Here is a 20250-nt window from a genome sequence, read left to right as displayed (position 1 = left end):
CCTCTACGCCTTGCGTCCGCCTTCCATCCAGCGGATCAGGGGCATCGCCGGCAGGACCCAGCCGAGGCCGGCCACCACGTAGAAGATCCAGGCGGCGACGGCGTTGGGGCTGGCAAAGGCAAATTGCGCAAAAGCCATGGCCAGCAGCGCCCAGACCGTGACCAGGACCACCAACAGGATGGCGCCAATCAGCTTTCGCTTACGGATGGGCATTGGCATGGCATGAGTTGTTCCGGACCGGAGTGCTGACTATATGGTCCACGGCAGAGCGGCAAGACACAGATGGCGACGGCGAGCGAGCAGAACAGGGGCCTTCACGCGGTCAGGACATGGCTGCTCGTCGTGGCCGCGCTGGTGGTCGCGACCCTGATCGTGGGCGGCGCAACGCGGCTCACCGAATCGGGTCTCTCGATCGTCGAATGGAAGCCGGTGACCGGCGTGTTGCCGCCGTTGACCGAGACCCACTGGGCCGCCGAATTCGAGAAATACAAGCAGATCCCGCAATATCGCGAGATCAACCGCGGCATGTCGCTGTCGGAGTTCAAGATCATCTTCTGGTGGGAGTGGGCGCACCGCATCCTCGGCCGCGTGATCGGCGCGGTCTTCCTACTGCCGTTGCTGTATTTCCTCTGGCGCGGCTGGATCGGCCGCGACTTGCGCTGGCCGCTGACCGGGCTGTTCGCGCTGGGCGGCATCCAGGGCGCGGTCGGCTGGTGGATGGTGTCGTCGGGGCTGACCGAGCGGGTCAGCGTATCGCAATACCGGCTGGCCTTTCACATGACGCTCGCCTGCGTCATCTATGCCGCGATCGTCTGGATCGTGGCGCGCCTGAAGCCGCTGCCGCCGGTTGCCATGCCGTCACGGCTTCGGCTGAGCGCCATGATGTTCGTGGTGCTGATCCTGTTGCAGATCTATCTTGGCGCGCTGGTCGCGGGACTCGATGCCGGGCTTGTCTATAACACTTGGCCGCATATCGACGGCGCGCTGATCCCCTCGAGCGAGCGGCTGCTGTTCGAGACGCCGCTATGGCGCAATTTCTTCGAGAATGCGCTGACGGTGCAGTTCAATCACCGCATGCTGGCCTACCTCATTCTGTTGTTGGCTCTCTGGCATTCCTGGGACATGAGCCGCAGCACCCAGGATCGCACCATGCGCGCCTATGCGACACTGTTCGTGCTGCTGCTGGTCATGCAGGCGATGATCGGGATTGCGACCTTGCTGTACGCGGTCCCGATCGCACTCGCGCTGCTGCATCAGGCCATGGCGATCCTGCTGCTGACGGTGGCAGTGCTGCAGGCGGCGCGGCCGGTCCACGCAACGGCGGATATTTCCGTTCTGTCGCGGGCCTGATCCGGCCGATCAGATTTTGACGCTGCGGGCGAGTGGCGCGAAAGCGTTGACCAGCGCGACATCGAGCCTGTCACCCATGTCGCGCAGCATCTGGAACGCGTCCGCTCCCGATATGGGTGACCGGTAGGCGCGCCGTTCGATCAAGGAACCGTAGATGTCGGCAATCGTCATCATCCGGGTGAGATCGGTGATTTCGCCGCCGCTGAGGCCGTGCGGATACCCCGAACCATCAAGCAACTCGTGATGGTGCAGCACCATATCCAGGATTTCGTACGGGACGCTGGCGGCATGCCGCAGGATTTCGTGACCCAGCACCGGGTGCATCTGCATCGTCGATACTTCCTGCTCGTCGAGGGCGGCGGGTTTTTCCAGGATATCGAGCGGAATTTTCGCCTTGCCGATATCGTGCAGCAGGCCGGCCAAAGCGAGCTTCTCGATGTCGTCGCGCTTGAAGCCAAGATGGCTGCCGAACGAGACCGCGACCGCCGTCACCACAAGGCAATGCTGATAGGTCTGCATATGATGCTGTCGGATGACGTCGAGATAGTCCGCCAATCCGATGTCCCTGATCCTGTCGATGATCTGCGCACCTGCAAGTTTCACGGCCTTCACATTCGGAGCCCGTCCCTTTCCGGCCGATGCGAACATCGATTGCAGCGCCCCGAGTTCGGTCGCGGGATCGCAAGTCGCATCGTGCGAAGTATGGGCGACCGGAGCGGTGACGGCGCGATGTAGCCGCGCACCGTCGAATGGCCGCGGGATCACACTGGTTGCGCCGATGGCGCAAGCCTGGGTCACCTCAAGATACGACGCCTTGTCGTCGATGCCGACGAGCACCTGCGCATTGGCGGGACGCGCCGCGAGCCAGATCTTGATCGCATGCACCTGCATCGTCTGGCGCAAGTCGATGTCCAGGATCGTGACTTGCCCTGGCCTGATGGACGGCAACGCGTCGAGCTCGACATAGTCGGCCTCGAAATGCCGAGACAGCAGCAATCTCAGCGCGGCGAGCCGGCTTTGCGATGAGGAGATGACAGCGATGCTTTGCATGGCAAGCAGACCTTGAACACGCCGGCAAAGTATCGTGGAAGTTGCACCAAATTGTAGATTAAACCCCGACTGAAACGTTAATCTTCGTTTAGCATTTGCTTCAAGTTTGCACCGTGCGCCGCTGACACGAAGGCGCGTGGTCCGCAGTCATGGATCGCGCCTCGAGCGCCCGCGCTGTTCATTTTCGATGCTGCTTTGAACGCGCTAGGCCGCGAGTTTGATCGCAGCCGGAGCGAATGCGCGGACCAGCGCAACGTCAAGCTTAGGTCCCATGTCATGCAGCACATCGAGCGCCTGCATGCCTGACATTGGCGGCTTGTACGACCGCGGCTCCACCAAGGCGCCGAACACATCGGCAATCGTCATGATGCGGTTCAGGTCCGATATCTGCGAGCCGCGCAGACCGTGCGGATAGCCGGTGCCGTCGAGATATTCGTGGTGGTGCAGAACCATGTCGTGGATGTCGTGCGAAAGTCCGGCCGTGCCACGCAGCATCTCATATCCGAGCACCGGATGGTTTCGCATGACCAGACTTTCCTGCTCGTCCAGCGCCGCAGGCTTTTCAAGGATGTCGAGCGGGATCTGTGACTTGCCGATGTCGTGCAGCAGGCCCGCCACAGCGAGCCGCTCGGTGTCGGCGCGGCTTAAGCCGAGTTGAAGTCCGAACCCGACCGCAACGGCAGTCACCGTCAGGCAGTGCGTATAGGTACGGCTATGATGATTCTGGATCGCCGCCAGATAGGCGGACAAGCCGATTTCATGAAGCCGGTCCACGATCTGGGCGCCGCAGCGGGTGGTGGCATCGAGACTGGGAGCCTGACCATTCCGGCCGAGGGCGAACATGTCGCCGATGGTGTCGAGCGCGTGGGCGGCATCGTCGAGCCTGCGTCTCGAAGTTGGCAACGGACGATCGCTGACGTCGTTCAGGAGCCGGTAAATGCGCGACGGGTCGAGAGGATGCGACAGCACGGCGCTGGCACCAAGCGCATAGGCCTGCGTCAACTGGAGATGCGAAAGCCCTCCGGCAACGCAGACGATCACCGTGCCCGCCCGCGAGCGTCCGGACAGCCAGGCCTTGACTGCCTGCACCTCCGCAGCCCGCCCAAGGTCGATATCGACGACAACGGAATGGACCGGCTTGCTGTGAGGTAGGTCTTCCAGTCGCAAGAACTCAGCCGTAAAGCCTTCTGGCAACGCCTCGCTTAACGCCGCGAGGCGCTCACGTGAAGCTGCTACGAGGTTGACGACAGTCATCGGGCGTAACCAGGCCGGACCGGAAAGGGACGGACGTGTCGCTGATAACCGAAAAATTGTTCCAAACTGTAATGAACTTGTGGCGAAGGCGGTTAACGGCCGTTAACCGCCGGCCATGTTGACCTGAAGGCTAATTGCGTGTCGTCACGCCGCCAGCGCTTGCTCCAGATCGGCGATGATGTCTTCCTTGTCCTCGAGCCCGATTGACAGACGCACGACATCGATGCCGGCGCCGGCCTGCGCCTTCTGCGCATCGGTGAGCTGGCGGTGCGTCGTTGAGGCCGGGTGGATGATCAGCGAGCGGGTGTCGCCGATATTCGCAAGATGCGAGAACAGCTTCACGTTTGAGACGAGCTTGATGCCGGCGTCGTAGCCGCCTTTCAGTCCGAAGGTGAAGACCGCGCCTGCGCCCTTTGGGCAATAGCGTTGCGCCAGTGCGTGATAACGGTCGCCCGGCAGTCCCGGGTAGCTGACCCAGGCGACCTTCGGATGTTTCGACAGCCACTCCGCAACGGCCTTGGCATTGTCGGAATGGCGCTGCATCCGCAGCGGCAGCGTTTCGACGCCGGTCAGGATCAGGAAGGCGTTGAATGGCGAGAGAGCAGGGCCGAGGTCGCGCAGGCCCAGCGCCCGGCAGGCGATCGCGAAAGCGAAGTTGCCGAACGTTTCATGCAGCACGATCCCCTGATATTCGGGCCGCGGCTCCGACAGCATCGGGTACCGGCCGTCGCGCGACCAGTTGAAGGTGCCGGCATCGACGATCATGCCGCCGATCGAATTGCCATGGCCGCCGAGAAATTTGGTCAGCGAATGCACGACGATATCGGCGCCGTAATCGATCGGCTTGCACAGGTAGGGCGTCGCCAGCGTGTTGTCGACGATCAGCGGCACCCCGGCCTTGCGTGCAATATTGGCGATGGCCTCGATGTCGGTGATGATGCCGCCGGGATTGGCGATCGACTCGATGAAGATCGCCTTGGTCTTCGGGGTGATCGCGCGCTCGAATGTGGAGATGTCGTCCGGATCGGCCCAGTTCACATTCCACCCGAAGCTCTTGAAGGCGTGGTTGAACTGATTGATCGAGCCGCCATACAGCTTTTTGGAAGCGACGAACTCCTCTCCGGGCATCATCATCGCCTGCATCACGAGGACCTGCGCGGCATGTCCCGACGCGGTCGCGAGGCCTGCTGTGCCGCCTTCAAGCGCCGCGATGCGCTCCTCGAGCACGGCGCAGGTCGGATTGCCGATGCGGGTATAAATGTTGCCGAAGGCCTGCAGTCCGAACAGCGAGGCGGCGTGGTCCACATCGTCGAACACATAGGACGTGGTCTGATAGATCGGTGTCGCGCGCGCGCCGGTGGTCGGATCGGGCTTGGCGCCGGCATGGATCGACAGCGTGGCAAAACCGGGCGTGCGTTCGGTCATCAGTCAACTCCGCTGCGTGAGGATTGCGTCCGTTTATCCGCGTGCAGCATAGCGTCAAGCCGATGCGGCTGTCCGTGGTTTTTCGGTCAAGCAATTCCGGATTTCGGCAAAGCCGGAACCTGTCCTGCTACCGCGACGCACAAGATCAGGAGTCGGTATTCCGCTCCGCACGCAGCGTCGCGTCGGTGGTGCCGCCGGCCAAGGTCTCGCGCTGCAGCGACATGCGCTGGATGCCGGTGCCGAGCGCCGCGCGCTTCGACGACAGCGTGCGCGAATTCACGCCCATCCAGGAAATCTCCGACGACAGCCGGCCGTATTCGATCTTCGGACAGCGGTTCATCACCACCGTCAGCCCGGCAGCTTCTGCGAGCTTTGCGGCGTCGTCGTTTCGCACGCCAAGCTGCATCCAGATCACCGCAGGCTTCGGATTGAGCGCCAGCGCCTCCTGCACCACGCCGAGAGCGGCATCCGCATTGCGAAAGATGTCGACCATGTCGATCGGCTCGGGGACATCCGCCAGGGTTGCGTAGATGCGCTGGCCGAGCAATTCACCGCCGGCCTGACCCGGGTTGACCGGGATCATGCGATAGCCGCGCTCGAGCAGATACTTGAACACGAAGTAACTTGGCCGCACGACCTTCGGCGATACGCCGACCACCGCAATGGTCTTTACGGTGTTGAGGACGCCCCGGATGAATCCGTCGCTGTAGCTGTCGTGATTCATGCTGCGCGGATCTTGGCCGTGCGTCGCAGCAGCACGAGGGGACCGATGGCCAGTATGCCGGCAGTGATCGACAGCGCGGTGGTCTCGACCATCTGGCCGAGGCAAATGGTGCCGCATTGATGGAACGACAGCGCGAGCAGGGCGGTCGCCACGATCAAACCCCAGGCGGTGCCCGCCGTCACCCCGCGCAATATCGTCCCGCGACCACGCTTTGGCCACGGCAGCGCGCGTGCGGTCATCAGCGATCCTCCCATGCGGGCGGGCGCTTTTCGACGAAGGCGCAGATGCCTTCACTGGCGTCGCGCGTCATCATGTTTTCGGTCATTACCTCCGACGCATAGGAATACGCATCGGCGAGACTCATCTCGGCCTGGCGGTAGAAGGCTTGCTTGCCGATCTTCACCGTTGCGGTGGATTTCGCGGCGACCTTGCGTGCCAGCGCGAAGGCGGCGTCCAGTTCGGTGCCCTTCGGCACCACGCGATTGACGAGGCCGAGCCGCGCCGCTTCATCGGCATTCACGGGTTCGCCGGTCAGCAGCATATGCATCGCAGCCTTGCGCGGGATGTTGCGGCTCAGCGCCACCATCGGCGTCGAGCAGAACAGCCCGATATCGACGCCGGGCGTCGCGAAGCGCGCGTCTTCCGACGCCACGGCGAGATCGCAGGTGGCGACCAGCTGACATCCGGCTGCGGTCGCGATGCCGGAGACGCATGCGATCACCGGTTGGGGCAGGGCGACGATGCGCTGCATCATGGTGCTGCAGGCCGTCATGATCTGGCGGAAATAGGCCTTGCCGCCGTCGGGATCGGAGCGGCGTGCGGTCAGTTGCTTCAGGTCGTGGCCGGCACTGAAGGCCGGGCCGTTGGCGGCGATGATGACAGCACGCACGGACGGATCGCCCCCGATGGCGTCCAAAGCCGTGCTGAGCGCCGCGATCAGTTCCTCCGACAGCGCGTTGCGGGCCGCCGGATTGTTCAGCGTCAGCAGCGCGAGGCCGTCGCGATCCTCGCGCAGCAGGATCGTTGCATTGTCCGGTCTCGCATGAACATTCATCGCCGAAGCCTTTGCGTTGCGCGCGGGCCATTGTATCCGTCCGCTTATGCCATGCGAAGAGCGTGGCGATGCCAGGGGTGCTCGGAATGACAAAACCGGTGATGAGCATTGCCGATCTGGAAGAGTTCCTGACCCGGGAATTTCCGCAGGCCTTCCATGCTGAAAGCGGGCTGACGATCGACAAGGTCGAGCATGGCCGCGCCGTGGTGCGGCTCGCCTATAGCGAACAATTCATCCGCCCCGGCGGCACCATTTCCGGTCCGACCATGATGATGCTGGCCGATTTCGCTCTCTATCTCGCCGTCCTGTCGGCGATCGGCCCGGTCGCGCTCGCCGTTACGATCAATTTCAACATCAATTTCCTGCGCCGGCCGGAGCAGCGCGACCTGATCGCGGATGCCCGCATGCTCAAACTCGGCAAGCGGCTGGCGGTGATGGAGGTTTCGCTGCATTCGGACGGGACGGACGAGCCGGTGGCGCACGTCACCTCGACCTATTCGATCCCACCGAAAACCGGAGCTTGGCTTAAGGTAATATAAAACCTATTTTACAAGATGCTGATATAACTAGTCTTTTTCATGCGAAATCGCATTGACGCTGGGCGGCCGATTTCCTAGAAACCGCGCAACTCAAACCCCCGGACCATCGTCATGAAAACCTATTCGGCGACGCCCGCCGACATCGAGAAGAAATGGATCGTGATCGACGCCTCCGGCCTCGTTGTGGGCCGGCTCGCCTCGATCATTGCAATGCGCCTGCGCGGCAAGCACAAGCCGAGCTTCACCCCGCATATGGACGATGGCGACAATGTCATTGTCATCAATGCGGAAAAGGTCGTCTTCACCGGCCGCAAGCGCGAGCAGAAGAACTATTACCATCACACCGGCTATATCGGCGGCATCAAGGAGCGGTCGGCGAAGTCGATCTTCGAGGGCCGCTTCCCGGAGCGGATCCTGGAGAAGGCCGTGGAGCGCATGCTCCCGCGCGGCCCGCTCGGCCGCAAGCAACTCGGCAACCTGCGCGTCTATGCCGGCGCCGAGCATCCGCATGAAGCCCAGAAGGCCGAGCCGCTCGACGTCGGCGTCCTGAACCGCAAGAACAAGGCAGCCTGATCATGGCCGAATCCGTTCAATCCCTCGAAGGCCTCTCGGCTCTTAAGTCGCAAGGCGCTCAAGCCGCCGAGCAGCCCAAGCACGTCCAGAAGCTCGATGGCCAGGGCCGTGCCTATGCCACCGGCAAGCGTAAGAACGCCGTCGCCCGCGTCTGGATCAAGCCCGGCTCCGGCAAGATCGTCGTCAATACCAAGCCGGTCGAGCAGTTCTTCGCGCGTCCGGTGCTGCGCATGATGATCCAGCAGCCGATCGTGGCGGCGAACCGCTCCGGTCAGTATGACGTCATCTGCACCGTGTCGGGTGGCGGTCTGTCCGGCCAGGCCGGCGCCGTGCGTCACGGCATCTCCAAGGCCCTGACCTATTTCGAGCCGGACCTGCGTCCGCCGCTGAAGCGCGGCGGTTTCCTGACCCGCGACTCCCGCGTGGTCGAGCGCAAGAAGTACGGCCGCGCCAAGGCCCGCCGTTCGTTCCAGTTCTCGAAGCGCTAGGCGCGCGATCTGCAAAAGTGGGAACCGGTTTTGCGGCGCAATCAAGTTTACGCAGATTGCGCAGGCTGATCTGCGGATCGCGCGCAAGACCAAGTGTCGCGAAAACGAACCGAACTTGCATCGAAAAAGGGGCCAATTGGCCCCTTTTTTATTGGCGTTTTTACCGAAAATGCGTGGGCCCCGCGAAAGCGTGCGACAACATCCGGTCGGCTATTGAGGCGACGGAAAGTTGAGATGTCGAATCCGCCGTGGATCGGCGCGTAGTGTCGCAGAATGCGGGAAGCTTCCATGCCGCTCGATATGCCGACCCTGTTCCTGGTGTCGACCTGTATCACTGCCCTTCTGGGATTGTTCCTTCTGATGTTGTGGCTGCAGGACCGGTCGGTTCGCGCGCTCGGCTATTGGGCCGCAGCCTATCTGATGGGCGGTTTCGCGGTGGCGCTCTGGAGCGTCAGCCCCGAGGTCCTGCCGGCGGCCGGCACCGATCTGGCGAGCGCCTTGCTGTTCACCTGCTGCGGTCTGATCTGGAGCGGCGCGCGCAAGTTTCACGGGCGCGAGGCGTCGGTGGGTGGCGCCATTGCCGGCGCGGTCGTCTGGCTCGTCGTCACCCGCATCCCGGAAATCATGCAATGGGACAATGCGCGCGTCGTGCTGTCGTCACTGATCATCACGGCCTACGCCGTGCTTACGGCAATCGAGTTGCGCCGTGAACGACGCAAGATCAGGAGCGGCAGCAAGGCGGCGAGGGCGCGAGCATTGTCGATTCCGCTGCTGCATGGCGCGATCTTTCTGTCGCCGATCCTGACGACGACGTTGTTTACAAATGCGGCGCCTGTCACCGGCAACGGATTCTTCCCGCTCTTTGCGTTGCTGACCCTTCTCTATGTCGTCGGCACGGCCTTTATCGTTGTGGTGATGGCGAAGGAGCATTCGGCGCTCGTCCACAAGACAGCAGCGATGAGCGATCATTTGACCGGTCTGTTCAACCGGCGCGGCTTTTTCGAAGCCGCCGAGAAGCTGCTCGAGACCCAGCGCAAGCAGGGGCAGTCGGTGACGGTCATGATGTTCGACCTCGATCATTTCAAATCGATCAACGACCGGTTTGGCCATGAGGCCGGCGACGACGCCTTGCAGGCTTTCGCGGCGACGGTGAGCACCAATATGCGATTGCACGACATCGTCGGGCGGCTCGGTGGCGAGGAATTTGCCGCGATCCTGCCCGGCGGCAGCGAGACGGCCCTGATGGTGGGTGAGCGTGTGCGAGCCGCATTCGAGGTCAGCGGCGTTGAGATTGCCGGACACGCGATGAATGCGACGGTGAGCATCGGCATCACCGAATCGCTGGCCGATGTGGCGCAAATCCAGACCATGCTGGCGCGCGCCGACCGCGCGCTTTACGCCGCAAAGGCAAAGGGGCGTAACCGCATCTGCACGGACAGCGAGGTACGCGATTTCGCACCGGCAGTGCCGAGCCTGCCGGATATGGCCTGCGCGACCGACGCCGATGTACGGCAGCCCGAAATCTCCGCGGTTCCGGCCTGAGCGATTGTGCCGGCAAGGAATTGTTTACCATGCCGGTTCTAGTCTCTGCGCATGGCAAACGCATCTCTTCATCCGGCGTTGCAGGCCCTGGCACATGACGCCGAACGTGCCGGCTCGGCGATGGGATGCCGCTATTTCTCCTCCGACGAATACGAACACGCACTGATCGCAGAGCGTCGCCAGGCCGGGGCCTATGCGCCTTCGCTGTGGCGCCAGACGCGACCCTGGATTGCCTGTCTGCTGGCAGGCGCGGCAGCTCTGATCGCGTTGCCTCTCGTCTGGTAGTTCTCACATTGCGCGTCTGCGCGGCTTGCCCTGATCGTCAGCGCCCGGACGGCCGGAGCGATGGCAGGCAGCGGTTGCCGGAAACAGGCATCGAAAACCTGATGCGTTTCGTCGCCGTCGCCGGCTCGCTGGCGTTCGCGACCGCCGGACCCTTGCAGCCGGTGCCTTCGAATGGTTGAGTCGATGAGACTCAACGCAACGATGGACTTCCGAACATGACCGCAAGAATGACCGCGCTGCTCGTCGCGGCAGGCATGACGCTTGGCAGCATTGGCGACGGCCATGCCCAGCCCAAGGACTGGCCGCAGCGTCCGGTGACCATGGTGGTCTCGGCCGCGGCCGGCGGACCGATCGACGTGTTCGGCCGGGTCATGGCCGAACGCATGGGCAAGGAACTCGGCCAGCAGGTGGTGATCGAGAATGTCCCCGGCGCCGGCGGCATGATGGGCGGCAACCGCGTCGCGCGTGCCGCGCCCGACGGTTACACCGCCATCCTCGGCACCATCGCGACCCATGCGCATTCGCAGACGCTGTACAAGACGCCGCTCTACAACGCGGTCACCGATTTCACGCCGGTGAACCTGATTGCCGAAATCCCGCTGGTGCTGATCGCGCGCAAGGATCTGCCGGTCAATTCGCTGGAGGAATTCGTGGCTTACGCGAAAGCCAATCAGGGCAAGATGAACTATGGCTCGGCTGGCGCCGGCTCCGCGACCCATCTGGGCTGCATCCTGCTCAACCAGGCGCTCGGCACCAATATCCAGCACGTTCCCTACAAGGGGACCGGCCCGGCGATGCAGGATCTGCAGGCCGGCCGCATCGACTTCCTGTGCGAGATCATCGTCACCGCTGTGCCGCAGATCGAGGCCGGCACGGTGAAGGCGATCGCGACGCTGTCGCGCGATCGCTCGCCGGTTCTGCCCGATCTGCCGACCGCCTATGAGAAAGGCTTCAAGGATATCCAGGCCTATACCTGGACCGCTCTGCTGTTTCCCAAGGACACACCGGCGCCGATCGTCGCGAAGATGCATGACGCGGCGCTCAAGACCATGTCAGACCCAGACATTCGCAGACAATTGCAGAAGCTCGGCGCGAGCATCGTCTCGTCGGACCGTACGTCGCCCGAGTATCTCGGCACGTTCGTGCAATCCGAGATCGATAAATGGGCCGGCCCGATCAAGGCCAGCGGCGCTGTCGTCGATAAATAAAAAATCAAAGGGAGGAGACAATAGGATGAAGTTACGGATGATTTTGCCGGCCGCAGCCGGCGCGTTGATCCTTGCCGTTTCAGTCACCATGGCGGGGGCTCAATCGTTCCCAAGCCAACCGATCCGGATCGTTGTGCCGCTCGCGCCCGGCGGACCGATTGATCTGCTGACGCGCGCCATGGCCGAGAATATGTCGGCATCGCTGAAGCAGCCGATCGTGGTTGAGAACAAGCCGGGAGCTGCCGGCAATATCGGTGCCGAATTCGTGGCGAAGGCCGAGCCCGACGGGCACACATTGCTTGCCGCTCTCGGCACGACGCTGTCGGTCAATCCACATGTCTATCCGAAGATGTCGATCGACATGCTGAAGGATCTCAAACCGGTCGTGAACATGGCTTCGACAAGTCAGATGCTGGTCGTGCATCCGTCGGTGCCGGCGAATTCACTCGCCGACTTCATTGCGCTCGCGAAGAAAGAACCGATGAGCTACGCGCATGCTGGCCACGGCAGCCCCGGTCATCTGGCGATGGAATATTTCCGTCTAAAGACCGGACTTCCGGTCATGACGCCGGTGCCCTATCGCGGCAATGCACCGTTGGTCACCGATCTGCTCGGCGGACAGGTGAAGGTCGGATTCGTGGCGACCGCCGGCGTCATCCAGCATGTGCGCAGCGGGCGGCTGAGAGGCTTTGCGGTGTCGTCACAGGAGCGCTCGTCGCTCGCGCCGGATCTGCCGACGATCGCGGAATCCGGCTATCCGGATTTCAACTTCGTGACCTTTTTCGTTCTGCTGGCGCCATCGGGCGTGCCGGATGCGACGCTCGCAACGCTCGAACGTGACGCGCGTCAGGCGCTGATGAATGACGACCTGCGCAAGAAGTTTGCGCCCCAGGACGTGAAGATTCTGGCGTCAGGCAGCGAGGAGACCGCCGCGTTGATCAAGGCCGAATTCGATCTGTGGTCCGGCGTGGCGAAGGCCGCGAACATGAAAGCGGAATAGCGAGCGAGCCGGACCTCATCTGCGAACCGAGAAAAAAGGGCGCCCGAAAGGGCGCCCTTTGAGTTACATCGCTTGCGCGATGTTGGGAGGAACACGCACGCTTACGCAGAATAGTACATCTCGAATTCGACCGGATGCGGGGTGTGCTCGAAACGGATCACCTCGGTCATCTTCAGCTCGATATAGGCGTCGATGAAATCGTCATCGAACACGCCGCCCGCCTTCAGGAAGGCGCGGTCCTTGTCGAGGCTTTCCAGCGCCTCGCGCAACGAGCCGCACACCGTCGGAATTTCCTTCAACTCGGCCGGCGGCAGATCGTAGAGATCCTTGTCCATCGGCTGGCCGGGATTGATCTTGTTCTTGACGCCGTCAAGGCCTGCCATCAACAGCGCCGCGAAGCCGAGATACGGATTGGCCAGCGGATCGGGGAAGCGCACTTCGACGCGCTTGGCCTTCGGGCTTTCGGTATAGGGAATGCGGCAGGACGCAGAGCGATTGCGAGCCGAATAGGCCAGCAGCACCGGCGCTTCGTAACCCGGCACGAGGCGCTTGTAGGAATTCGTGGTCGGGTTGGTGAAGGCATTGATCGCCTTGGCGTGCTTGATGACGCCGCCGATGTAATGCAGGCACATCTCCGAGAGGCCGGCATACTTGTCGCCGGCGAACATCGGCTTGCCGTCCTTCCAGATCGACTGATGGCAATGCATGCCCGAACCGTTGTCGCCGTAGATCGGCTTCGGCATGAAGGTTGCGGTCTTGCCGTAGATGTTGGCGACCTGATGGATGCAGTATTTGTAGATCTGCAGTTGGTCGGCCATGTAGGTCATCGGCGAGAATTTCAGGCCGAGTTCGTGCTGGGCCGATGCCACCTCGTGATGGTGCTTCTCGACCTTGGCGCCCATCTTCGCCATTGCGGCCAGCATTTCGCCGCGCATGTCCTGGGCCGAATCTTGCGGCGGTACCGGGAAGTAGCCCTTCTTGGTGCCGATGCGGTGACCGAGATTGCCCGACTCGTAATCGGTATCGGAATTGGTCGGCAACTCGATCGAGTCGAGGCGGAAGCCGGTATTGTAGGGCGTGGCGGAAAACTTGACGTCGTCGAACACGAAGAATTCGGCTTCGGGTCCGAAGAAGATGGTGTCGCCGATGCCCATCGACTTGACCAGCGCTTCGGCCTTCTTGGCCATGCCGCGCGGATCGCGATTGTAAGGCTCGCCGGTCGTCGGCTCGAGCACGTCGCAGACCAGGACGAGGGTGGTTTCGGCAAAGAACGGATCGATGCAGGCGGTCGCGGGATCCGGCATCAGGTTCATGTCGGATTCATTGATCGCCTTCCAGCCGGCGATCGACGAGCCGTCGAACATCTGTCCTTCGGCGAAGGTGTCTTCTTCGATCATCGATACGTCGAACGTCACGTGCTGCCACTTGCCGCGCGGATCGGTGAACCGGAAATCGACGTACTTCACGTCGTTATCCTTGATCATCTTCATTACGTCTTTGGCGGTCGTCATTTTAACGCGTTCCTTAGTTGCAAATTATACGGGTCGTGAACCAGAGCGATGTCAGATCGCGTCCAATCCGGATTCCCCCGTTCTGATCCGGATTGCTTCCTCGATATTGGAGACGAAGATCTTGCCGTCGCCGATGCGTCCGGTCTGCGCGGCCCGGCGGATCGCATCGACGGCTTTCTCGACCATGTCGTCGCCGAGCACGATCTCGATCTTCACCTTGGGGAGAAAATCCACCACGTATTCGGCACCACGATAGAGTTCCGTGTGACCCTTCTGCCGGCCAAATCCCTTAGCCTCGGTGACCGTGATGCCCTGCAGTCCTACTTCCTGTAGCGCCTCCTTCACCTCGTCGAGCTTAAAGGGCTTGATGATGGCCTCGATCTTCTTCATGCGAATCCTCTCCCGGTCCGACGGCCAGAGGCTGGCCGGCAGAGCACCCGATTGTTAGCAGGTCTTATGCCAATCGATAAAAGGGCAAAATCGGGCGCAGCGCCAATATGTTGGGCGAGCTACCACCATTGCGTGATGGCTCGGGCACCAATGCCAGCCCAAAAAATGATCAAAATGATTACTTTATGTGCTTTCGCTGTTGTCAGCCGAGGCACCCGTATGAAAGCAAGGCGTCTGCGCGATGTTTGAGCTGCTGACAAACGATCAGATGCGCCAGGCCGACTCGATCGCGGTGAGGGCTGGGGTTCCATCCCTGGAACTCATGGAGAGAGCAGGCCGGGCCGTCGCGGACAGCGTGACGGCTGCCTATCGAGGCGCGAGACCGGTGACCGTGCTGGCGGGCCCCGGGAACAATGGCGGCGATGGCTTCGTGGCCGCGAGGCTTCTGCAAGAGCGCGCGGTTACGGTTCGGGTGGTGCTGCTGGCGGAGCAGGAACGTCTGTCCGGCGATGCGGCCACCATGGCCGCACGCTATGGCGGCCCGGTGAGCCGCTGGAGCGTACAGGAATTTGATCCCAACGAGGTGGTGATCGATGCCCTGTTCGGGGCTGGCCTTTCGCGCGAGGTGGAGGGCGAGGCGGCAGACGCAATCGCCGCCGTCAATCGATCGGGCGCCCATGTGATCGCGGTCGATTTGCCCAGCGGCATTCAGGGTGATTCCGGGACCGTGATGGGGACGGCGATCCGTGCCGACGGGACCGTAACCTTTTTCCGTCGCAAGCCCGGGCACCTGCTGCTGCCGGGGCGCATGCATTGCGGACGAATAACGGTGGCCGACATCGGAATCCCGCCGACGGTTTTGCAGACGATCAAGCCGCACTTATCGGTCAACGACCCCGCCTGCTGGGGACCGAGCTTTCCGGTCCCGAACGCAGCGGATCACAAATATTCCCGGGGACATGCGGTTGTCCTGTCCGGCGAACTTCCGGGCACCGGCGCGGCGCGGCTGGCGGCGCGCGCCGCATTGCGGGCCGGGGCAGGGCTCGTCACCATTGCAAGCCCGACGAGTGCTCTGGCAGTGAACGCGGCGGCGACTCTTGCGGTGATGGTGCGCGAGGCGCAGGGTGCCGACGGCCTGTCCGCGCTCCTGGCGGATCCGCGGATCAATGCGGTTGTACTGGGACCGGGAGGCGGCGTCGGATCCGAAATGCGGGCCAAGGTAAGGGCGGCTGCGACCGGAAACCGGGCCCTAATTCTCGACGCCGACGCATTGACGAGCTTTGGGGAAAACCCGAAAGAGCTCTTTACAATCCTGGCGAATCAAAAGCTATCCACAGCAATCCTCACGCCGCACGAGGGCGAATTCTCTCGACTGTTTAATGATATACGAGGAAATTCTTCAGTTAATCAAAAACTTGAGAAGACGATTGCTGCTTCACATGAAACAGGCGCGGTCGTGGTATTGAAGGGTGCTGACACCGTTGTGGCCGCGCCCGACGGGCGAGCGTCCATCTCGAACAATGCGCCTCCGTATCTTGCAACCGCAGGTTCGGGCGATGTTCTGGCCGGCCTTATCGGCGGACTACGTGCGCAGCATATGCCGGCGTTTGACGCTGCCTGTGCGGCGGTGTGGCTGCACGGGGAGGCCGGCAACGCGGTCGGTCCTGGCCTGATCGCGGAGGACCTGAGCGAAGCGGTGCCAGCCGTCTACCGCCGTCTGTTCGCGACCTTTTCCGCGCAATGAGAGCCGCCCACCGAACGGCGAGGGCCGGCTGGTTACGTTTTGGACGCCCGTTGCACACAGGCGCGGTTGCCACCATTTTTCTCGTGCGCTTCGCAGGCACCGTGATATAAGCCGCGCCGCTCGGCCGAATATTGCCGCGCGGTGCCCAAACGCGCGGGCGTGGCGGAATTGGTAGACGCGCTGGATTTAGGTTCCAGTGACGCAAGTCGTGGGGGTTCAAATCCCTCCGCCCGCACCACGTGAGGCCGGCCGAAATTCATTCGAACGTGATCCCGAAAAGTGGGACCCGTTTCTCGGAAACGATTACGTTCAACATGTCAGCGACAGCCGTTGGCGCGGCGACGAGGAGCCTAGTCTATCCATGCAAGTGACCGAAACCCTGACCGATGGATTGCGGCGCGAATTCCGTGTCGTCATTCCCGCAACCGAACTCGACACCAAGGTCAGCGAACGCCTCGACGAGATGAAAGGGCGGGTGCGCGTCAATGGCTTCCGGCCCGGCAAGGTCCCTGCAGCGCATCTGCGCAAAATGTATGGGCGTTCGGCCATGGCGGAAGCGATCGAGACCGCTATGCGCGACGTCAATGCCAAGATCGTGGCCGACAACAATTTCCGGCTCGCCATGCAGCCGAAGGTTACGCTGCCGGAGGACGAGAAGGCGGTCGAGGCGGTGATCGAGGGCAAATCGGACCTCGCCTACACCGTGGCTATGGAAATTCTGGCGCCGATCGAGATTGTCGATTTCGGCACCGTCGAACTGACCCGGCTGACCACCGAAGCCACCGATGAAGAGGTGGATGAGGGCCTCAAGCGGATCGCCGAACAGAACCGTCCCTTCGCCGCCAAGGCCGAAGGCGCCAAGGCCGAGAAGGACGATCGCGTCACCATTTCGTTTGTCGGCACCATCGACGGCGTCCCCTTCGAGGGCGGCTCCGCCGAGGACGTTGCCGTGATGATCGGCAGCGGCACCTTTATCCCGGGTTTCGAGGACCAGCTCATCGGGATCGGCGTCGGCGAGAACCGGAAGATCACGGTGACCTTCCCGGCGAATTACCCGGCGCCGACACTCGCTGGAAAGGAAGCGGTGTTCGACGCCACGGCGAAATCGATCGAGACGCCGGGCACGGTTGCGATCGACGACGAATTTGCAAAGTCGCTCGGCCTGGATTCGCTCGACAAACTGAAGGCGGCCGTCCGCGAACGCATTCAGCGCGAGCACGATTCGGTGTCGAAGCAGCGCGTCAAGCGTTCGCTCTTCGACGCACTGGACGAGCGGCATAAATTCCCATTGCCGCCGGCGCTGGTCGAGCAGGAATTCGAAAACCTGTGGAAGACCGTCAACTCCGAAATGCAGGAAAGCGGCCGGACCTTCGAGGACGAGAACACGACCGAAGCCAAGGAGCGCGAGGAATATCGCAGGATTGCCGATCGCCGTGTCCGCCTCGGGCTCCTGCTCGACGAGATTGCGCGCAAGAATGAAATCACGGTCACCGAAGACGAAGTCCGGCGTGCGATCATGGAGCATGTTCGCCAGTATCCGGGCCGCGAGAAAGAGCTGATCGAGATGTTCCGCACGAACCCGGAAGCGATCGCCAGCATCCGCGCGCCGCTGATCGAGAACAAGGTGACCGACTACATTCTCGCGCTGGCCAAGACGACGGACAAGAAAGTGCCGCGCGAGGAATTGTACAAGAACGACGACGACAAGGCGGCCTAGCGAAATCGCTGAAGCGGTTTACCTAAGCGAAACCCGGCGGCTTCAGACTGCCGGGCCGTGCTAAGCATGCGCTGCGATTCGCGGGCGCTGGAGAATGCGATGAGAGATCCGGTCGATACCTATATGAATTATCTCGTGCCGGTGGTGGTCGAGCAAACCAACCGCGGCGAGCGATCCTACGACATCTATTCGCGGCTGTTGAAGGAACGGATCATCTTCATCACCGGTCCGGTCGAGGACGGTATGGCGACGGTCGTCGTCGCGCAGTTGCTGTTTCTGGAAGCGGAGAATCCGAAGAAGGAAATCTCGATGTACATCAACTCGCCGGGCGGCGTGGTGACATCGGGCATGGCGATCTACGACACCATGCAGTTCATCCGTCCGGCGGTGTCGACTCTGTGCATCGGACAGGCTGCGTCGATGGGGTCGCTGCTGCTGGCAGCCGGCGAGAAGGACCTGCGGTTCGCGCTCCCGAATGCGCGCATCATGGTGCATCAGCCGTCGGGTGGATTTCAGGGGCAGGCAACCGACATCATGTTGCACGCGCAGGAGATCATCAATCTGAAGAAGCGGCTGAACGAAATCTACATGAAGCATACCGGCCAGCCGCTGAAGAAGATCGAGGACGCACTTGAGCGCGATTACTTCATGACCGCGGAGGGTGCGAGGGATTTTGGCCTGGTCGACAAGGTGATCGACAAGCGGAATGAAGATCCGCTGGCGCCGAAATCTTGATCAGAGTTCAGCCGGTCGGGCAGGGTGGGCCGGCCGTTACGTGGTCCGTTTGGGCTCAGGATTGAGACCATGGTCCTAAAGAGGCCGCTGCTTTGCGATCGGAACCTTGTTTCAACAAGGCATTCAGCGGCCATCTGTCTCTCAGGCTTCACGAATCGACGCGGATCGGCACATGATTCAGGGAACAGGTGCCGGTTATCGTTAATGGATTCTTGATTGTCGTGCCGCTAGCATGCTTCGCTAGGATGTCGGAAGGGGTCTGAGGGGGAGGAGTTTCGGGCCTCGTGTGCCCAGGGTGCCACGCTTTGGCCGCCCGTCAGGTGTTAGGGTTTGTGAGTGCTGGTCGCTCACGCGGATTGATACGGAGACTGGAATGACGAAAGTCGGCGGCAGCGATTCCAAGAACACCCTTTACTGCTCGTTCTGTGGAAAGAGCCAGCACGAAGTCCGCAAGCTGATTGCGGGTCCGACGGTCTTCATCTGCGACGAATGCGTCGAACTCTGCATGGACATCATTCGCGAGGAGAACAAATCCTCGCTGGTGAAGTCGCGCGACGGAATCCCGACGCCGAAGGAAATCTGCAAGGTTCTGGACGACTACGTGATCGGCCAGCAGCACGCCAAGCGCGTGCTCTCGGTCGCGGTCCACAATCACTACAAGCGGCTCAACCACCAGACCAAGCACAACGACGTCGAACTCGCGAAGTCCAACATCCTGCTGATCGGCCCGACCGGGTCCGGCAAGACGTTGCTGGCGCAGACGCTGGCGCGCATTCTCGACGTGCCGTTCACGATGGCTGATGCCACGACCCTGACCGAAGCCGGCTATGTCGGTGAGGACGTCGAGAACATCATTCTCAAGCTGCTTCAGGCCGCCGACTACAATGTCGAGCGTGCGCAGCGCGGCATCGTCTATATCGACGAAATCGACAAGATCTCGCGCAAGTCCGACAATCCCTCGATCACCCGCGACGTGTCGGGCGAGGGCGTGCAGCAGGCGCTGCTCAAGATCATGGAAGGCACGGTTGCGTCGGTGCCGCCGCAGGGCGGCCGCAAGCATCCGCAACAGGAATTCCTGCAAGTCGACACCACCAACATCCTGTTCGTGTGCGGCGGCGCCTTTGCCGGGCTGGACAAGATCATCTCCTCGCGCGGCCGCTCGACTTCGATCGGCTTCGGCGCCACGGTGCGTGCGCCCGAGGACCGCAAGGCCGGTGAAATCTTCCGCGAGGTCGAGCCCGAGGATCTGCTGAAATACGGTCTGATCCCGGAATTCGTCGGCCGCCTGCCGGTGGTCGCGACGCTCGAGGATCTCGACGAGGCCTCGCTCAAGAAGATCCTGGTCGAACCGAAGAACGCGCTGGTGAAGCAGTATCAGCGCCTGTTCGAGATGGAGAATATCGACCTGACGCTCGCCGAGGAGGCGCTTGGCGCGATCTCCCGCAAGGCGATCGAGCGCAAGACCGGCGCGCGCGGACTCCGCTCGATCATGGAAGGCATCCTGCTGGATACCATGTTCGATCTGCCGAGCCTGGAAGGCGTCGAGGAAGTGGTGATCTCGCGCGAGGTGGTGGAGGGGACGGCGCGCCCGCTCTACATCTACGCCGATCGCTCCGACCGGACGGCCGAAAGCTCGGCTTCGGCCTGACCGGCGCGGGGCA

21 protein-coding genes and 1 tRNA gene are annotated in these 20250 nt (G+C 62.1%); 13 read left to right on the top strand and 9 right to left on the bottom strand.

Annotation, left to right across the window (positions count from 1 at the left end; all coding sequences use genetic code 11):
- Positions 1–3: 3 nt before the first annotated feature.
- Positions 4–213, bottom strand: a complete 210-nt coding sequence (locus AC5I5I_RS16280; RefSeq protein ID WP_495975324.1) for a DUF2842 domain-containing protein — start codon at positions 211–213, stop codon at positions 4–6.
- A 69-nt stretch (positions 214–282) separates the two neighbouring features.
- Between AC5I5I_RS16280 and AC5I5I_RS16275 the strand changes: the two genes are divergently transcribed.
- Positions 283–1350: a COX15/CtaA family protein gene (locus AC5I5I_RS16275; protein WP_495974885.1), complete on the top strand. Its 1068-nt coding sequence runs from the start codon at positions 283–285 to the stop codon at positions 1348–1350.
- 9 nt (positions 1351–1359) lie between these two features.
- Here the strand turns inward: AC5I5I_RS16275 and AC5I5I_RS16270 are convergent, their stop codons facing one another.
- From AC5I5I_RS16270 to AC5I5I_RS16245, 6 genes are all read right to left on the bottom strand, one after another.
- On the bottom strand, positions 1360–2400 hold the full coding sequence (locus tag AC5I5I_RS16270; protein ID WP_495974883.1) for an HD-GYP domain-containing protein: 1041 nt from the start codon (positions 2398–2400) through the stop codon (positions 1360–1362).
- Between the two features lie 204 nt (positions 2401–2604).
- The gene (locus AC5I5I_RS16265; protein WP_495974881.1) at positions 2605–3654 is read right to left on the bottom strand and encodes an HD-GYP domain-containing protein; all 1050 of its coding nucleotides are present in this window, start codon (positions 3652–3654) and stop codon (positions 2605–2607) included.
- 144 nt (positions 3655–3798) lie between these two features.
- Complete coding sequence (locus AC5I5I_RS16260; RefSeq protein WP_495974879.1) at positions 3799–5079, bottom strand: O-acetylhomoserine aminocarboxypropyltransferase; 1281 nt, start codon at positions 5077–5079, stop codon at positions 3799–3801.
- Positions 5080–5224: 145 nt separating this feature from the next.
- Positions 5225–5803, bottom strand: a complete 579-nt coding sequence (locus AC5I5I_RS16255) for a CoA-binding protein (RefSeq protein WP_495974877.1) — start codon at positions 5801–5803, stop codon at positions 5225–5227.
- Positions 5800–6042 (bottom strand): hypothetical protein, encoded by a 243-nt coding sequence (locus tag AC5I5I_RS16250; RefSeq protein ID WP_495974875.1) that lies wholly within the window; start codon positions 6040–6042, stop codon positions 5800–5802. The genes AC5I5I_RS16255 and AC5I5I_RS16250 overlap by 4 nt, the downstream gene beginning before the upstream one ends.
- On the bottom strand, positions 6042–6857 hold the full coding sequence (locus AC5I5I_RS16245; protein ID WP_495974873.1) for an enoyl-CoA hydratase: 816 nt from the start codon (positions 6855–6857) through the stop codon (positions 6042–6044). Before AC5I5I_RS16245 ends, AC5I5I_RS16250 begins: the two co-directional genes overlap by 1 nt.
- A gap of 86 nt (positions 6858–6943) precedes the next feature.
- Between AC5I5I_RS16245 and AC5I5I_RS16240 the strand changes: the two genes are divergently transcribed.
- From AC5I5I_RS16240 to AC5I5I_RS16210, 7 genes are all read left to right on the top strand, one after another.
- Positions 6944–7396 carry a PaaI family thioesterase gene (locus AC5I5I_RS16240; RefSeq protein WP_495974871.1) on the top strand — a complete coding sequence of 151 codons (453 nt, stop codon included), beginning with the start codon at positions 6944–6946 and terminating at the stop codon, positions 7394–7396.
- Between the two features lie 111 nt (positions 7397–7507).
- The gene (gene rplM / locus AC5I5I_RS16235) at positions 7508–7969 is read left to right on the top strand and encodes a 50S ribosomal protein L13 (protein ID WP_495974869.1); all 462 of its coding nucleotides are present in this window, start codon (positions 7508–7510) and stop codon (positions 7967–7969) included.
- 2 nt (positions 7970–7971) lie between these two features.
- A complete protein-coding gene (rpsI, locus tag AC5I5I_RS16230) occupies positions 7972–8457 on the top strand; it encodes a 30S ribosomal protein S9 (RefSeq protein WP_495974867.1) in 486 nt (161 codons plus the stop codon).
- Between the two features lie 288 nt (positions 8458–8745).
- Positions 8746–9999: a GGDEF domain-containing protein gene (locus AC5I5I_RS16225; protein ID WP_495974865.1), complete on the top strand. Its 1254-nt coding sequence runs from the start codon at positions 8746–8748 to the stop codon at positions 9997–9999.
- Between the two features lie 51 nt (positions 10000–10050).
- A complete protein-coding gene (locus AC5I5I_RS16220) occupies positions 10051–10284 on the top strand; it encodes a hypothetical protein (RefSeq protein WP_495974863.1) in 234 nt (77 codons plus the stop codon).
- Positions 10285–10499: 215 nt separating this feature from the next.
- Entirely contained in the window at positions 10500–11492 is a 993-nt protein-coding gene (locus AC5I5I_RS16215) for a Bug family tripartite tricarboxylate transporter substrate binding protein (RefSeq protein ID WP_495974861.1), read from the top strand.
- A gap of 25 nt (positions 11493–11517) precedes the next feature.
- On the top strand, positions 11518–12492 hold the full coding sequence (locus AC5I5I_RS16210) for a Bug family tripartite tricarboxylate transporter substrate binding protein (RefSeq protein ID WP_495974859.1): 975 nt from the start codon (positions 11518–11520) through the stop codon (positions 12490–12492).
- A 101-nt stretch (positions 12493–12593) separates the two neighbouring features.
- On the opposite strand, the gene glnA is transcribed toward AC5I5I_RS16210, so the two are convergent.
- Together glnA and AC5I5I_RS16200 are read right to left on the bottom strand one after the other, a co-directional pair.
- Entirely contained in the window at positions 12594–14003 is a 1410-nt protein-coding gene (gene glnA / locus AC5I5I_RS16205; RefSeq protein WP_495974857.1) for a type I glutamate--ammonia ligase, read from the bottom strand.
- Positions 14004–14054: 51 nt separating this feature from the next.
- Complete coding sequence (locus tag AC5I5I_RS16200) at positions 14055–14393, bottom strand: P-II family nitrogen regulator (protein ID WP_325709020.1); 339 nt, start codon at positions 14391–14393, stop codon at positions 14055–14057.
- Between the two features lie 241 nt (positions 14394–14634).
- Here AC5I5I_RS16200 and AC5I5I_RS16195 point away from each other — a divergent pair, with 241 nt between their 5' ends.
- The 5 genes from AC5I5I_RS16195 to clpX all read left to right on the top strand — a co-directional run bounded on the left by AC5I5I_RS16195 (position 14635) and on the right by clpX (position 20237).
- Positions 14635–16137: an NAD(P)H-hydrate dehydratase gene (locus AC5I5I_RS16195; protein ID WP_495974855.1), complete on the top strand. Its 1503-nt coding sequence runs from the start codon at positions 14635–14637 to the stop codon at positions 16135–16137.
- 153 nt (positions 16138–16290) lie between these two features.
- Positions 16291–16375: transfer RNA gene (locus AC5I5I_RS16190), tRNA-Leu, on the top strand.
- A gap of 123 nt (positions 16376–16498) precedes the next feature.
- Complete coding sequence (gene tig / locus AC5I5I_RS16185) at positions 16499–17854, top strand: trigger factor (RefSeq protein WP_495974853.1); 1356 nt, start codon at positions 16499–16501, stop codon at positions 17852–17854.
- A 99-nt stretch (positions 17855–17953) separates the two neighbouring features.
- Complete coding sequence (clpP, locus tag AC5I5I_RS16180) at positions 17954–18589, top strand: ATP-dependent Clp endopeptidase proteolytic subunit ClpP (protein WP_495974851.1); 636 nt, start codon at positions 17954–17956, stop codon at positions 18587–18589.
- Positions 18590–18962: 373 nt separating this feature from the next.
- Complete coding sequence (gene clpX / locus AC5I5I_RS16175) at positions 18963–20237, top strand: ATP-dependent Clp protease ATP-binding subunit ClpX (RefSeq protein ID WP_495974849.1); 1275 nt, start codon at positions 18963–18965, stop codon at positions 20235–20237.
- Positions 20238–20250 lie beyond the last annotated feature (13 nt).

The organism is Pseudorhodoplanes sp., from assembly GCF_059499825.1.
Note: the sequence above shows the minus strand (reverse complement) of the source record. Positions and strands in the feature narration are given on the sequence as shown.